The following is a 13547-nucleotide window of genomic DNA, read 5'->3' on the forward strand; positions in this document are numbered from 1 at the left end:
GCGATGGCGATCACCGTCTATTTCGAGGACGTTCCGGTCTGCCGCCTGACGGGAGATCCCGAGCGCTTCCTCGTCTACGACGACGCCTGGCGCGCGCGGCCGAACGCGTTTCCCGTCTCGCTGGCGATGCCGCTCTCGGACGGCGCGGCGCCGGCGGCGCGCGCCCTGCCCTGGCTGGCGAACCTGCTGCCGGAGACGCAGCTCGCCGAGATCGGGCAGATCGTCGGCGTGTCGCCACAGGACGTGCTCGGCCTGCTCCTGCGCATCGGCCGCGACACCGCCGGCGCGCTCTCCATCGGCGCGCCGCGGGCGCCCGGCGAGCATCGCCGCGCGATCCCCGACGAGCGGGCCCTCGTGCGCATCCTCGACGAGCTGCCGCAAAAGCCCTTCCTGGTCGCGGAGGAGGGCGTGTCGATGTCGCTCGCTGGCGTGCAGCAGAAGCTCGCGATCGTCTACGAGGGCGGGCGCTTCTACCTGCCGCTCGAGGGCGCGCCCTCGACGCACATCCTCAAGCCCGACGCCCGCCACCTGCCGGGAAGCGTCTGGAACGAGGCCTTCTGCATGACGCTCGCCCGCCTCGCCGGTCTCGACGTCGCCGACGTGGAGACCGGCCGGGCCGGGGCGCGCGCCTATCTGCTGGTGACGCGCTACGACCGCGTGCGCACGCCCGCCGGCTGGGCACGGATCCATCAGGAGGATCTCTGCCAGCTCCTCGGCCGCTGGCCGATCGCCAAGTACGAGCGCGGCGGCCCGCTGCGCGAGCCCGGCCCGGGCATCGCGGACCTGTTCGCGGCGGTCGGTGCGTATGTCTCGCCCGGCGCGCGCCTCGCGCTGATGGACGCGCTCGTCGTCAACGTCCTCCTCTGCAACACCGACGCCCACGCCAAGAACTACTCCGTCCTGATCGGCGCCGGCGGCGGCGCGCGGCTGGCGCCGCTCTACGACCTCGTCTGCGCCGCTCTCTACCCCCGGGTTGATCGGCTGCTGCCCCAGGCGATCAACGGGCGCACCGATCCCGCCGAGCTCCACGGCTTCGACTGGCGCGCCCTCGCCCGCGCCGTCGGCCTCTCGCCGGCCCGCACGCTCGACCGGGTGAAGCAGATCGCGGCGACGGTCGAGGCGCGTGCGCAGGACGCCGCGGCGCGCGTGGCCGCCATGCCGGCGGGGGACGACCCGATCCTGGAGCGGCTCGTGCACGCGGTGACGAAGCGCTGCCGGCGCATCGCGCGACAGGCGGAGGTGGTGCGGGGGTGAGGGCCAGGGAGGGCGCGGCCCCTAATCCGCCAGCCATTCCAGCGGATCGCCGTCGACCTGCATCCAGCGGCTCGCGACCGGCCGGGGAGGGGCTCGTCCGCTTCGAGGAAGGCGCGAAGCGCGTAGAGCCGGCGGCGCAGGCGGGCGGCGGCGTCGTCCTGCGGCGACCGGCCGCCTGGTCGGCGGCGCAAAGAGCGCTGTCGGCGCGCTTTCCGTGCTGGGTCCCCTTCCCCTGCGCGCCTTCGGCGCTCCGGCCGGGGATGACAGGGGCGGCGCGTCTCACCCCCGCCAGAACCGCGGCATGAACAGAATCAGCACCGTGAACAATTCCAGCCGCCCCAGCAGCATGGCGAAGGCGAGCACCCATTTCACCGGGTCGGGCATCGGCCCGAAGGTGCCCGCCGGGCCGATGATGGGCCCGAGCCCCGGGCCGACGTTCGACAACGCGCTCACCGCCGCGGAGGCGCTGGTGAGGAAGTCCAGATCGAAGGCCATCAGGACGATGGTGATGATCGAGTAGCACACGAAGAACAGCGAGAAGAACACCACCACCGAGGCGACGACGTCGTCGGGCAGGGCGCGGCCGGCATAGGAGCGGGGGAAGACGCCGCGGGGGTAGATCAGGTGCAGGAAATGGCTGTGGAGGAGCCGCGCCATCACCTCGTAGCGGAAGATCTTCACGCCGCCCGCGGTGGAGCCGGTGCAGCCGCCCACGAACATCAGCCCGAAGAACACGCCCACCGCCACATTGCCCCAGGCGCCGTAATCGGTCGAGGCGAAGCCGGTGGTCGTCACCACCGAGACGACGTTGAAGGCCGCGTGGCGGACGGCGTCGCCGATCTCGTAGCGGCCCGACGAGACCAGCCACAGCGCCATCAGCGCGATCACCACCGTGAGGAAGCCGAACAGAACCCGCACCTGGCTGTTGCGCAGCGTGTCGAGCTCGCCCTGGAACAGGCGCACATAGAGCACGAAGGGCACGGCGCCGGCGAGCATGCCGCAGATCGCGATCCAGTGCACCGCCGGGTTGACCCAATTGCCGAGCGAGTTGTCGTGCGTCGAGAAGCCCGCCGTCGCGATGGTGGTGAAGGCATGCGCCAGCGCGTCGAAGCCGCTCATCCCGGCGAGCCGGTAGGCGATGGCGCAGACCAATGTGAAGCCGACATAGAGCGAGACGATGGCGGTGGCGATCTCGCGCACCCGCGGCAGCACCTTCTCCGAGCGGTCGGAGCTCTCGGTGCGGAAGAGCTGCATGCCGCCGACGCCGAGCGCCGGCAGGATGGCGATCGCGGTCGCGATGATGCCGATGCCGCCCATCCATTGCAGCAGCGCGCGCCAGATCAGCACGCCCGGCGGCGCGTCCTGCAGGCCGACGATCACGGTCGCGCCCGTGGTGGTGAGGCCCGACACGCTCTCGAAGAAGGCGTTGGTGAAGCTGTCGCGCAGCTGGGCGTAGTCCGAGAAGTAGAGCGGCAGCGCCGCGAACAGCGCCACCGTCAGCCAGGTCAGCGGGGTGAGCACGAAGGCCTGACGCAGCGTCAGCCCGCCCGCGAGCTTGGCGCGCGAGATCAGCACGAGCCCGAGCCCGCAGGCGAAGGTGACGATCGAGGAGAGCGCGAAGGCGCGCCAATCCTCGTTGCGCGCGTAGAGATCGAAGCCCGCGGGGATCAGCATCGCGGCGGAGAGCGCCAGCAGCATGCCGCCGACGAGGAGCATGATCGGGCGGAGGGCCGGCGGCGCCCAGGTGTCGAGGGAGACGCGCGCCACGGGTCAGCGCTCGTCGGGCGACTTGCCGGCGAGGAAGGCCTCGGCCTTCTTGAGCGCCTTGTAGGTGACCATGGCGATGACCGCGTCCCCCGGGCGCACGACGAAGTCCCCGTGCGGGATGACGACCTGCTCGCCGCGCACCACGGCGCCGATCAGCATGCCGTCGGGCAGGCCGATCCTGTTGATCGGCCCGGCGACGAGCTTCGAACCGGCCTGCGCACGCGCCTCGATCACCTCGCCGAACTCCTCGCGCAGGGTGTAGAGCGCCGACACCGAACGGTGGCGCACGTGGCGCAGGATGGTGGAGATGGTGATGGCGTTGGGCGAGACCACGGCGTCGATGCCGAGCGAGGGCATGATCGGCTCGTAGCTCGTCTTGTTGACGAGCGTGATGGCGCGCTTGCAGCCCATGCGCTTGGCGAGCACGGACGAGAAGATGTTGGTCTCGTCGTCGTTGGTGACGGCGACCACGGTCTCGGCCGAGCCGGCGTTCGCCTCCTCGAGCACCTCGGTGTCGAGCGCGTCGCCGTGGAGGACCACGGCGCGGTCGCCGAGCTCGCGGGAGACGATCTCGGCGCGGTCGCGGGAATTCTCGATGATCTTGAGGCGCACGTAGGGCGCCTCGCGGGCGAGCATCTTGGCGAGGTTGAGGCCGACGTTGCCGCCGCCGACGATGACCACGCGCCGCGCCACCCGTTCCTCGTGGCCGAACACCGCCATCACCCGGTCGACGCGGGAGGGCTCGGTGACGACGTAGACGTCGTCCCCCTTCTCGATGCGGTCGGCGCCCTTGGGCACGAAGGCCGTCCCGTCGCGCACGATGGCGACGACGATCATGTGCGGATCGGGCATCACCTGCGGCACCTCGGCGAGCGTGCGCCCGGTGAGCGTGCAGCCCGGCGTGTCGGTGTGGATGCCCATCAGCTGCACGCGGCCCTCCGCCAGCGGCACCGTGTCGAAGGCGCCGGGCGTGCGCAGCCGCCGCGCGATGCCGTTCGCCACCTCGAGCTCGGGCGAGATGACGACGTCGATGGGCATCTGGTCGGCGGCGTAGAGCGCGCGGGAATAGGGGTCGAGATAGCCGTGATGGCGCACGCGGGCGATGCGGCGCGGCACGCGGAAGAGCGAGTAGGCGACCTGGGCGGCCACCATGTTCACCTCGTCCGAGCGGGTGACGGCGATCAGCATGTCCGCCTCGCGGCAGCCGGCGCGCTCCAGCACCTCCGGATGCGAGGCGTGGCCCACCATGCCGCGGACCTCGTAGCTCTCGTCTACCCGGCGCGCCTGGCCGGGATCGGCGTCGACCACGGTCACGTCGATGCCTTCGTTGGCGAGATGGCGCGCGATGGTCGATCCCACCTGTCCGGCGCCGCAGACGACGATCTTCATGCCCTGCTCGTCGAAGAGTTCAACGCCCGCGACGCGAGGCGTCCCCACGCTGCGGATGAGAGGTTCGGACCGCCCGGCGGGGCGACGGCCGCGCCGCCGTGTTTACGACGAAGCGGAGGCAGGGACAAGGCGCGGATGAACGCGGAGAGGCCGCCCCCGGGGGGCGGCCTCTCCAGGGGAGGCGAGCGGCGGACGGCGCCTCGGCGAATGCTCGCGGCGGACGGTCATCGAGCGCCGACCGAGGCTCCGGCTTTCCTTCCCTGTAGGGGAAGGTGGCTCGGCGAAGCCGAGACGGATGGGGCGCGGCGCGAAGCGACGCGTTCCGCGAAGCGGAAACCAGCGGCTGCGACCGGCTCACCCGTCGAATTCGGCTTCGCCGAACGCGCGTGCCGCGCGCCCCATCCGTCACCGCGCTGCGCGCGGCGACACCTTCCCCTACAGGGAAGGAGAAAGGGGGGCGCCGCGCCCGCCCCGACAGGCGCCACGTCCCTGCCGGAGCGGGAGGCGTCGGTAGGGGGGGAAGCTCCCCCCTACCTCAGTGCCGGCGCGGCTCGCCGCCGCCCGGGCTGGTGCGGTGGGCGGCGTCTTCCTCGAAGCTGCGCTCGCGACGCCATTCCTCCTCGTGGACGGGGTGGCCGCCCTCCTCGGAGAAGGCGTGGTGCGCGTAGTCGCGGCCGCGCTCGATGGCGTCGCGGGCGTAGTCCATGCCGCGCTCCTGGGCCTCGCGGGCGTAGTCGTAGCCGCGATGGCGCAGGTCGTCGGCATAGGGGCCGTAATACCGGTCCTCCTGGCGCGTGCGCGGCAGGAGCGCGCCGAGCGCGAGGCCGGCGGCGAGGCCGAGCACGCCGACGAGGAGCGGGTTCTCCCGCAGGATGCCCCGGCTCGCCTCGTAGGCCTCGCGGCCGTACTCCATGGCGTCCTCGTAGTACTCCTCGCCGGTGTGGCGGGCCTGCTCGTAATAGCCCTGCCCGCGGCGCCGGGCCTCGTCGTAGTACTCCTCGCCGCGGCGGCGCGCCTGCTCGTAGGCGCCCTCGCCGCGCCGACGAGCCTCCTCGGCGTAGTCGCGCCCGCGGCCCTGCGCCTCGGCGGCGCGGTGGCGGGTCTCCTCGTAGGCCCGGCTCGCCCGGTCGCGGACCGAGTCGCTCGAATGCGACGCGCCCGCGCCCTCCGGCCGCGCGCCGGCGGGCGGCGTCGCGTAGGTCGGATGCGGCGAGTAGGTGCCCGCGCCCGGCGCCGGGTTCGGCGTGTAGGGCGGCGTGCCGGCGGAGCCGGGCGTCGCCGGCATCGGCGTCGGGCTCATGCCGGGCGTCGAGCCCGGCGCCGTCGGCGAGACCGGGCTCGCCGTGGTCGCGGGCTGGGCCGGGCGCTCGGCGCCCGTCTCGACGATCGGCTTCTCGTCCTTCTTGATCTCGGCCATGAAAGCCTCCTCTCCGAGGATCGCTCCTCGTCTCGTGCGGGTCGTCTCGTGCGGGTCGTCTCGTCTCGTGTCGCGCGGGGCCGCGCCGTCAGCGGCGCGCGCCGGTCGGCGGCGTGCCCGTGGCGTGCGGCCGCTCGGTCGTCACCGGCTCGTAGGCCGCCGGGCGCTCGGGCACCGTCGGCGTCGGGTCGGGACGGCCGTGGGGCGTCGGCCCCTCGCGGCGGACCATGTCCGTCTCTGTCGGGCGGCGCGCCATGGCGGGATCGATGTCCTCGTCCCGCAGGCGATCGCCCGAGAGGGGACGGCGCGCGGGGCGGTCCCACACGCCGCGGCGCTCGAGGTCGCGGCGGGCTTCGCGCCGACGGTCGCCGTCGTCGAGGCCCGGCTCGCCGGACGTGTCGCCCGCGACGTGCCGCCGGGGCGGGCGGTCCCAGACGCCGCGGCGCTGGAGATCGCGCCTCGCTTCGCGGCGCCGCGCGGTGCTCGTCATCGACAAGGCGAGCCAGCCGATCCCGGCCGCGACCAGCAGCACGGGGATCGGGTTCTCCCGGATCGCCTCCGCGGCGCGCTCGATCTGCGGGCCGTAGCCGTAGCGCCGGGCGGTGCCGATCACGTCGTCGGCGACGCCGGAATAGGTCATCCGGTCCTGCAGCTGGTCGATCGTGCGATCGAGCCTGGCGCGGCTCTCCTCGATGTCGCGCTCGAGGTCCGTCATCCTGTTCATCGCGTCCTCCTCCCGGTCAGTGCCGCCGGTGCGACACGACGTCCGCGTCGCGTTCGACCGAGCGGATCGTGTGCGTCGGCTCGAGCGTCGCGGAGGACAGCTTCGAGCGCCCGTAGAGGATCAGCGCGAGCGTGATCACGAGCATCACGCCGGCGACGATCAGAGAGGCCAGGGCGTCCGAGCCCACCACCACCGCCAGCCAGTCCACGAAGGCGTCGGTGAGCAGGATCAGCGTGGCGATGGCGAAGACGCTCGACGCCATCAGCGCCACGATGCCCGCCACGAGGAGCTTCACGTTGTGGCTCATCTCCGAGCGGAAGAGAGCCACCTCCTTGCGGGCGAGGTCGGTAGCCTCGCGCAGGGCCTCGGCGACGAGGCTCTGGATCGAGGCGTTCTCGCGGGCGGCGCGGCGCGCCGCCTCCGCGTCGAGCTGGGGATCGCGGTGGTCCATGGCGGATCTCCTCACCGCTCGCCCTGGGGGCGGGCCGCGGCGTTGGCCGCGGATTGCGCGGCGGCGGCGTTGGACGTGCCCGGCTCGCCGCCGGAACGCTCCGGCGTGCGGGTGCCGGAGACCGGCGGGGTCTCGTGGCGCGTCTCGTGGCGGCTCGGCTGGGCGCCGGTCGGCCCGGTGCGGGTCTCGCCCGGCGGGGTGCGCTCGGCGGAATGGCCGCCGGAAGCGCCGCCAGCACGGCTGTCGCGGCCGAAGCCGGCGTGCTCGGAGCCGGGCGCGTAGCCGGCGCCGCCGTAGCGGCGCTCGTGCCGGCGGTGGCGCATCTCGGCGCCGTAGGCGCGCCGGTGCTCCACCTCCTCGGCCGAGCTCTTCAGGAACCGCGCGATCATGAAGCCCGCGACGCCCGCGGCGGTGGCGAACATCGCCGGGCGGCGGCGCGCGAACTGCTCCATGTCGGAATAGACCTCGACGAAGCTGCGCTCGCGGATCTCGTCGGCGAGGTTCTCGAGCCCGTCGGCCGCGCTGTCGATGAACAGGCGGATGTTCGGGCGGTCGTCGAAATTGTCCGAGCTCTCGCGCAGGGACGTGGCCACGTCGTCGATGGACTGCACCGCGCTTTCCTTGCGGCGCTCGACGTAGTCGGCCGCGCGGTCGCGCGCGCTGTTCATGAACGCGTAGCCCGCCTCGCGGGCCTCGTCTGCCGTGTCGCGCGCGGCGTCGGAGGCCTCGCGCTTGATGTCGTCCCAATCGGCGTGGGCGCGGTCGTCGCCGTTCTCAGCGCTGACGGTCATGGGTTCGCCCTCCTGATGCGTGTCGGCGTCTCAACAGCCGAGCGATGCCAGGGTTCCGAAAGCCCGCCTCGAAACGGCGACGCTTCGCCGCGCGCCCCGAACGTTCGCGCGCGCGGACGCGTTCTGTTCGGGAACACCGGCCGAGGAGGAGCCGTGCAGGACGAACGGCACGAGGAGATGCGGCGCGAGACGCCCCGGCGCATGCGCCGGGCGCCGGGCCGAGGCAAGGAGCCGCTCACGCTCTCCCAGCAGCGCGCGCGGGAGGAGGGGCGCGGGCGCGGGGCGGAAAGCCCGTGGTCGCTGCCGTTCCGCGGCTGGCGCGACGTGCTCTGGCGCGTGGTCGAGGGCTACACGCGCGACCGCATCGCTCCGAACGCGGCGGGCGCGGCCTTCTTCCTGATGTTCGCCATCGTGCCGACGCTCGCCGCCCTGGTCGCCCTGTTCGGCCTCGTCGCCGACCCGGAGGTGCTGTCCGAGCAGCTCGACGATCTCGAGGGCTTCCTGCCGCCGGGCCTGATCGAGCTGATCGCGGAGGAGCTCGACCGGCTGATCTCGGCGCAGACGCAGCTGAGCGTCACCTTCGCGGTCTCCATGGCGATCGCGCTCTACATCATCAACGCCGCGGTGCTCGCCCTCTTCGACGCGCTCAACGTCATCTACGGCGAGCGGGAGAAGCGCCCCTTCGTGCGGCTCTACCTGCGCTCCTTCCTGTTCACGCTGGCGACGCTGATCTTCGCCTTCGTGCTGATCAACGTCGTCGTCGGCGTGCCCGTGGCGCTCGGCTACCTGCCCTTCGGCAGGCTCGCGAGCGCGCTGATCGCGATCTCGCCGGCGGTGATCCTGTTCCTCGTCGCCAATATCGGCATCGCCGCGCTCTACCGCTACGGGCCGAGCCGCGCCGCCGCGCAGTGGCGCTGGATCACGCCCGGCTCGCTCACGGCCTCCGCCGTGTGGCTTATCGGTTCGGCAGGATTTTCCTATTACGTTTCCCACCTGACGGATTTCTCCGCGACCTACGGGTCGCTGGGCACGATCGCGGCGGCGATGATGTGGGTGTGGATCTCCACCGTGATCCTGCTCGTCGGCGCCGAGATCGACGCGGAGACGGAGCATCAGACGGCCCACGACACCACGCTGCGGCCGGAGCAGCCGCTGGGCGCGCGCGGGGCGGTGGTGGCCGATCAGGTCGGGCCGGCGCGGGTCGATCGGAAGGAGAGCGAGCCATGAGACGGCGCACGCGAACGGGGGAGGCGATGCGACGGGCGGCGAGGGCCTTCGTGTTCATGCTCGTGGCGTGTCTCGTTCTCCCGCTGGCCGCGACCGCCCAGCCGCGGACCTACGCCGTCGAGACCGCGATCGTCGCCGACATCGAGGGCCCGATCGGCCCGGCCACCACGCTCCTCGTCGAGAACGCGCTCGACGAGGCCGTCGCGGCTCCCGGCGGCATGCTGGTGCTGCGCATGGACACGCCGGGCGGGCTCGACAGCGCCATGCGCGACATCGTCCGGCTGATCCTGGCGGCGCCGGTGCCGGTCGCGACCTACGTGGCGCCCGCGGGCGCCCGGGCGGCCTCGGCGGGGACCTACATCCTCTACGCCAGCCATGTCGCGGCCATGGCGCCGAGCACCAGCCTCGGCGCGGCGACGCCCGTCTCGATGGGCGGCGGCGGGGACGAGACGCTCGCGCGCAAGGCGACGAACGACGCCGTCGCCTTCATCCTCGGCCTCGCCGAGCTGCGCGGGCGCGACGCCGGCTTCGCCGAGGCGGCCGTGCGCGAGGCGAAGACGCTCACCGCGACCGACGCCGTGCAGGACGGCGTCGTCGAGATCCTGGCCGCCGACGTCGAGGCCATGCTGCGCGAGGCCGCCGGGCAGGTGGTGAGCCTCGGCGAGGCCTCCGTCGCGCTCGAGACCGCGGGCGCGCGCGTCGTCGCGCACGAGCCGGGCTTCCTGGCCCAGGCGCTCGCGATCCTCACCAACCCGAACGTCGCCTACATCCTGCTGCTGATCGGCATCTACGGCATCATCTTCGAGTTCGCCAATCCGGGCATGATCTTCTCGGGCGTGATCGGGGCGATCTCGCTGCTGCTGGGGCTCTACGCGCTCAACTTCCTGCCGATCGACGTCACCGGCGTGCTGCTGCTGTTCCTGGGCATCGCCTTGATGGTGGCGGAGGTGTTCGCGCCCTCCTTCGGGGCGCTCGGCATCGGCGGCGCGGTGGCCTTCGCCTTCGGCTCCTTCATCCTGTTCGATTCCGACGTCCCGGGATTCGGCCTTTCCCCCGCCGTGGCGCTCGTCGCCACCGGGGCGACGGCGCTCCTCCTCACCCTGGTTCTCGCCGCCGCGGTGCGGGCGCTGCGCCGGCCGCCGGCGAGCGGCGACGAGGCGCTCGTCGACGAGACCGGCCGGGTCCTGCACTGGGAGGGCTTTTCGGGCGAGGTCGAGATCCACGGCGAGCGCTGGCGCGCGCAGGCCCCCGAGCCGCTCGCCGCCGGCGAGCTCGTGCGCGTCTCCGCCCGCAAGGGCCTCACCCTCGACGTCGAGCGCATGCCGGGCGGGACGCGCCCGGCCGCGCGCCCCGCCGCCCGCTGAACCCGAAACCCCGAGGAGCTCCCATGGGTCTCGATCTCGTCGCCTACCTGATCATCGCCCTCGTCGTGCTCGGCATCCTGGCGAGCGCGATCCGGATCATGCGCGAATACGAGCGCGCCGTGATCTTCACCCTCGGCCGCTATTCCGGCGTGAAGGGGCCCGGCATCATCATCGTCATCCCCTTCGTCCAGCAGGCGGTGAAGGTGGACATGCGCACCATCACCATGGACGTTCCCTCCCAGGACGTGATCTCCAAGGACAACGTGTCCGTGAAGGTCAACGCGGTGATCTACTTCCGCGTCGTCGACGCCGACCGGGCGATCATCCAGGTCGAGGACTACATGATGGCCACGAGCCAGCTCGCCCAGACGACGCTGCGCTCCGTGCTCGGAAAGCACGACCTCGACGAGATGCTCTCCGAGCGCGACAAGCTCAACGAGGACATCCAGGAGATCCTGGATGCGCAGACCGACGCCTGGGGCATCAAGGTCGCCAACGTCGAGATCAAGCACGTCGACATCGACGAGAGCATGGTGCGCGCCATCGCCCGCCAGGCGGAGGCCGAGCGCAACAGGCGCGCCCGGATCATCGGGGCCGAGGGCGAGATGCAGGCCTCCGAGAAGCTCGCCGAGGCGGCCGAGATCCTCGCGCGCACGCCCGAGGCCATGCAGCTGCGCTTCCTCTCGACGCTCTACGACATCGCCGGCGACCAGAACTCCACCATCGTCTTCCCCGTGCCGGTGGACCTGCTGCGCGGCTTCATGGGCAAGGCCGGGCAGGGTGATACGGGGAAGGGCGGCGCCGGGACGGGGTGAGCGCGCCTCAGAACATCCCCGTCTCGTAGCCGAAGGTGGCGCGCACCAGCGCCCGGAGATCGTCCCAACCGGCCTCGCGCGGCTGCATGTAGCGCTCGGCCGCGCCGGGGACGATCGCGCCGCCGCGGACCGGCCATTCCACGCCCCACATGCCGCCGAGCGTACCGTTCGGGAAGCCGTAGCGCGCATCGCCGATGCGCAGGCGCGTCGCCTCCCCCTCGCCGACGAGGTGCGGGTGGATCATGCCGGTGGCGAAGCGGCGATAGCGCCGGCCCTGATCGGTGGCGAGCGCGTCCTCGGCCAGATCCTCGGCGTGCGGGTCCTTCGCCAGCGCGAACCAGCGGATCGGCCGCTCGGGCGCCAGCACCGAGACGAAGCCCACGTGGCGCGTCTCGTCCTCGACCGTGGTGACGCGGCGCAGCCAGGGCGTGAGGAAGGTCGTCGTCACCCGCACCTCGTCGGGCGCGCGCGCCGCGAGCGCCGGATCGGCGAGCGCGATCGCCTCGGCGCGGTCGTTGGCCCAGAGCCCGAGCCCGGCATAGAGGGTGGTGAGGACGAGCGCCGCGTGCGTCGCCCGCTTCGCGCCCCGGCTGCGCCAGCCGAGCCAGCCGGCGAGGGCGAGGGCGATCAGGAGCGGCAGCGTGTAGACCGGGTCGATGATCGGCAGGGCGGGCAGCGCGAAGCGCAGGTCGGAGAACGGCGCGAGCAGCTGCGTGCCGTAGATCGTCGCCGTGTCGAGGAGCGGGTGCGTGAACAGCGCGCCGACCCACACCGCGATCCAGGACGCGGTCAGCCCCTCCGTCGGCTTGCCCTTGGCCGCGCGGCGCCGCGCATGCAGCTTCGCGCTCGCCCAGCCCAGCGCCGTACCCACGACCGGCCCGAAGAACAGCGAATGGGTGACGCCGCGGTGGAGCTCCCAATAGGCGATCGAGTCCCGCCCCCAGCCGGACCAGATCACGTCGAGGTCGGGGATCAGCCCGCCGAGCGCGCCGCCGGCGGCGGCGAGGCCGCCGAGGCGACGTCCGGCGAGGGCGTGCCCGACGGCGGCGCCGAGCGCGATCTGGGAGACGGGATCCATGGGGGTTCGTGTCCGGGGAGGAAGTGCGCGGGTGCGCCTGAGATAGACCCTCCACGCCCGCGAGCAAGCCCCGGCTCACGCCTCCGGGCTCACCCGGCGCCCGCCGGCGCGAGCCGCAGGAGCGCGCCGCGATCGTCGTCGACGAGGAGGTAGAGCGCGCCGTCCGCGCCCGTCGTCACCGCGCGGATGCGCCTGTCGAGCGGCAGGATCTCCTCCGAGACGATCCGCCCGTCCTCGACATCGAGCCGGGCCAGCGCCTGTCCGGAGAGCGCGCCGACGATCAGGTCGCCGCGCCAGCCCGGGATCAGCTCGCCGTCGTAGAAGGCGATGCCCGAGGGCGAGAAGGACGGGGACCAGCCCCAGAGCGGCGGCTCCAGGCTCGTGTCGGTCCCGTGGTCGGGAATCGGGATGCCGCTGTACTGGCTGCCGTCGGAGACGAGCGGCCAGCCGAAATTGACGCCGGGCCGCGGCGCGTTGATCTCGTCGCCTCCGCGCGGGCCCATCTCGGCGGTGAACAGCCGCTCCGTTCCGGGCTCCAGCGCGGCGCCCTGCGGGTTGCGGTGGCCGTAGGACCAGATCTCGGGCAGCGCGTCGGCACGGTCGAGAAACGGGTTGCCCGGATACGGCGCGCCGTCGAGGGTGAGCCGCACGACCTTGCCGTGATGCTGGCCGAGATCCTGCGCGCTCTCGTCCGCGCCCCGGTCGCCCAGCGTCACGAACAGGCTCTCCCCGTCCGGCGCCAGGACGACGCGCGAGCCGAAATGCCGCCCGCCGGAGCGGGCGGGCTGCGCGCGGAACAGCACCTCCACGCCCTCCAGCGCGGTCAGGCTCTCGTTCAGGCGACCACGGGCGAGGGAGGTCGCCGCCCCGCCGTCGCGCGCCTCGGCGAAGGTGAGGTAGACGCCGCGGCTCGTGGCGAAATCGGGCGCGAGCGTCACGTCGAGGAGCCCGCCCTGTCCGGAATCGAAGACAGGCGGCACGCCCGCGAGCGGCGGCGAGACGGCGCCGTCGGCGCGCACGTGGCGCAGCCGCCCCGGCCGCTCGGTGACCAGGAACCCGCCCTCGGGCAGGGCGGCGATCCCCCAGGGATGGACGAGGCCGGACGCGACGCTCCGCAGGGTCAACGCCCCGGCGGACGTCGCGAGGCGCTCCTGAGCCGCCGTCGGGGACATTGCGGCGAACCCGACGAGGAGAGCGGCGGCGAGAAGGGAACGGCTGCGCCGCGCGGGCGAGCGTCGCTTCGGAAGTCGGGGCAGGAAAGATCGCGGCG

General features: G+C 72.8%; 12 protein-coding genes. 4 read left to right on the forward strand and 8 right to left on the reverse strand.

The features are described from left to right. Positions 1 to 3 precede the first annotated feature (3 nt). On the forward strand, positions 4 to 1254 hold the full coding sequence (locus ABL310_RS04120) for a type II toxin-antitoxin system HipA family toxin (RefSeq protein ID WP_349370439.1): 1251 nt from the start codon (positions 4 to 6) through the stop codon (positions 1252 to 1254). 279 nt (positions 1255 to 1533) lie between these two features. Here the strand turns inward: ABL310_RS04120 and ABL310_RS04125 are convergent, their stop codons facing one another. The 6 genes from ABL310_RS04125 to ABL310_RS04150 all read right to left on the reverse strand — a co-directional run bounded on the left by ABL310_RS04125 (position 1534) and on the right by ABL310_RS04150 (position 7793). Continuing rightward, positions 1534 to 3021, reverse strand: a complete 1488-nt coding sequence (locus tag ABL310_RS04125) for a TrkH family potassium uptake protein (RefSeq protein ID WP_349370440.1) — start codon at positions 3019 to 3021, stop codon at positions 1534 to 1536. A 3-nt stretch (positions 3022 to 3024) separates the two neighbouring features. After that, positions 3025 to 4410 carry a Trk system potassium transporter TrkA gene (gene trkA, locus ABL310_RS04130; protein WP_349370441.1) on the reverse strand — a complete coding sequence of 462 codons (1386 nt, stop codon included), beginning with the start codon at positions 4408 to 4410 and terminating at the stop codon, positions 3025 to 3027. A 535-nt stretch (positions 4411 to 4945) separates the two neighbouring features. Continuing rightward, on the reverse strand, positions 4946 to 5827 hold the full coding sequence (locus ABL310_RS04135; protein WP_349370442.1) for a hypothetical protein: 882 nt from the start codon (positions 5825 to 5827) through the stop codon (positions 4946 to 4948). 88 nt (positions 5828 to 5915) lie between these two features. Further along, a complete protein-coding gene (locus ABL310_RS04140) occupies positions 5916 to 6551 on the reverse strand; it encodes a DUF3618 domain-containing protein (protein WP_349370443.1) in 636 nt (211 codons plus the stop codon). 16 nt (positions 6552 to 6567) lie between these two features. Next, positions 6568 to 7002, reverse strand: coding sequence for a phage holin family protein (locus ABL310_RS04145; protein ID WP_349370444.1), 435 nt, complete (start codon positions 7000 to 7002; stop codon positions 6568 to 6570). 11 nt (positions 7003 to 7013) lie between these two features. After that, the gene (locus ABL310_RS04150) at positions 7014 to 7793 is read right to left on the reverse strand and encodes a hypothetical protein (protein ID WP_349370445.1); all 780 of its coding nucleotides are present in this window, start codon (positions 7791 to 7793) and stop codon (positions 7014 to 7016) included. Between the two features lie 153 nt (positions 7794 to 7946). Here ABL310_RS04150 and ABL310_RS04155 point away from each other — a divergent pair, with 153 nt between their 5' ends. The 3 genes from ABL310_RS04155 to ABL310_RS04165 are packed head-to-tail and all read left to right on the forward strand — an operon-like array spanning position 7947 to position 11199. After that, positions 7947 to 9020, forward strand: coding sequence for a YihY/virulence factor BrkB family protein (locus ABL310_RS04155; RefSeq protein ID WP_349370446.1), 1074 nt, complete (start codon positions 7947 to 7949; stop codon positions 9018 to 9020). Beyond that, a complete protein-coding gene (locus ABL310_RS04160) occupies positions 9017 to 10384 on the forward strand; it encodes a nodulation protein NfeD (protein ID WP_349370447.1) in 1368 nt (455 codons plus the stop codon). Before ABL310_RS04155 ends, ABL310_RS04160 begins: the two co-directional genes overlap by 4 nt. A gap of 23 nt (positions 10385 to 10407) precedes the next feature. Continuing rightward, positions 10408 to 11199, forward strand: coding sequence for a slipin family protein (locus ABL310_RS04165; protein WP_349370448.1), 792 nt, complete (start codon positions 10408 to 10410; stop codon positions 11197 to 11199). Between the two features lie 7 nt (positions 11200 to 11206). Here the strand turns inward: ABL310_RS04165 and ABL310_RS04170 are convergent, their stop codons facing one another. After that, positions 11207 to 12277 carry a metal-dependent hydrolase gene (locus ABL310_RS04170; RefSeq protein ID WP_349370449.1) on the reverse strand — a complete coding sequence of 357 codons (1071 nt, stop codon included), beginning with the start codon at positions 12275 to 12277 and terminating at the stop codon, positions 11207 to 11209. A gap of 89 nt (positions 12278 to 12366) precedes the next feature. After that, positions 12367 to 13449: a PQQ-dependent sugar dehydrogenase gene (locus ABL310_RS04175; protein ID WP_349370450.1), complete on the reverse strand. Its 1083-nt coding sequence runs from the start codon at positions 13447 to 13449 to the stop codon at positions 12367 to 12369. Between the last annotated feature and the right edge of the window lie 98 nt (positions 13450 to 13547).

Origin of the sequence: Salinarimonas sp. (genome assembly GCF_040111675.1) — a bacterium.
Classification (GTDB): domain Bacteria; phylum Pseudomonadota; class Alphaproteobacteria; order Rhizobiales; family Beijerinckiaceae; genus Salinarimonas.

Bases quoted from the DNA above. Each gene is read 5' to 3' on its own strand.
- ABL310_RS04165 (WP_349370448.1), top strand. From the start codon at position 10,408: ATGGGTCTCGATCTCGTCGCCTACCTGATCATCGCCCTCGTCGTGCTC.
- ABL310_RS04145 (WP_349370444.1), bottom strand. From the start codon at position 7,002: ATGGACCACCGCGATCCCCAGCTCGACGCGGAGGCGGCGCGCCGCGCC.
- ABL310_RS04170 (WP_349370449.1), bottom strand. From the start codon at position 12,277: ATGGATCCCGTCTCCCAGATCGCGCTCGGCGCCGCCGTCGGGCACGCC.
- ABL310_RS04120 (WP_349370439.1), top strand. From the start codon at position 4: ATGGCGATCACCGTCTATTTCGAGGACGTTCCGGTCTGCCGCCTGACG.
- ABL310_RS04175 (WP_349370450.1), bottom strand. From the start codon at position 13,449: ATGTCCCCGACGGCGGCTCAGGAGCGCCTCGCGACGTCCGCCGGGGCG.
- ABL310_RS04150 (WP_349370445.1), bottom strand. From the start codon at position 7,793: ATGACCGTCAGCGCTGAGAACGGCGACGACCGCGCCCACGCCGATTGG.
- trkA (WP_349370441.1), bottom strand. From the start codon at position 4,410: ATGAAGATCGTCGTCTGCGGCGCCGGACAGGTGGGATCGACCATCGCG.
- ABL310_RS04140 (WP_349370443.1), bottom strand. From the start codon at position 6,551: ATGAACAGGATGACGGACCTCGAGCGCGACATCGAGGAGAGCCGCGCC.
- ABL310_RS04160 (WP_349370447.1), top strand. From the start codon at position 9,017: ATGAGACGGCGCACGCGAACGGGGGAGGCGATGCGACGGGCGGCGAGG.
- ABL310_RS04135 (WP_349370442.1), bottom strand. From the start codon at position 5,827: ATGGCCGAGATCAAGAAGGACGAGAAGCCGATCGTCGAGACGGGCGCC.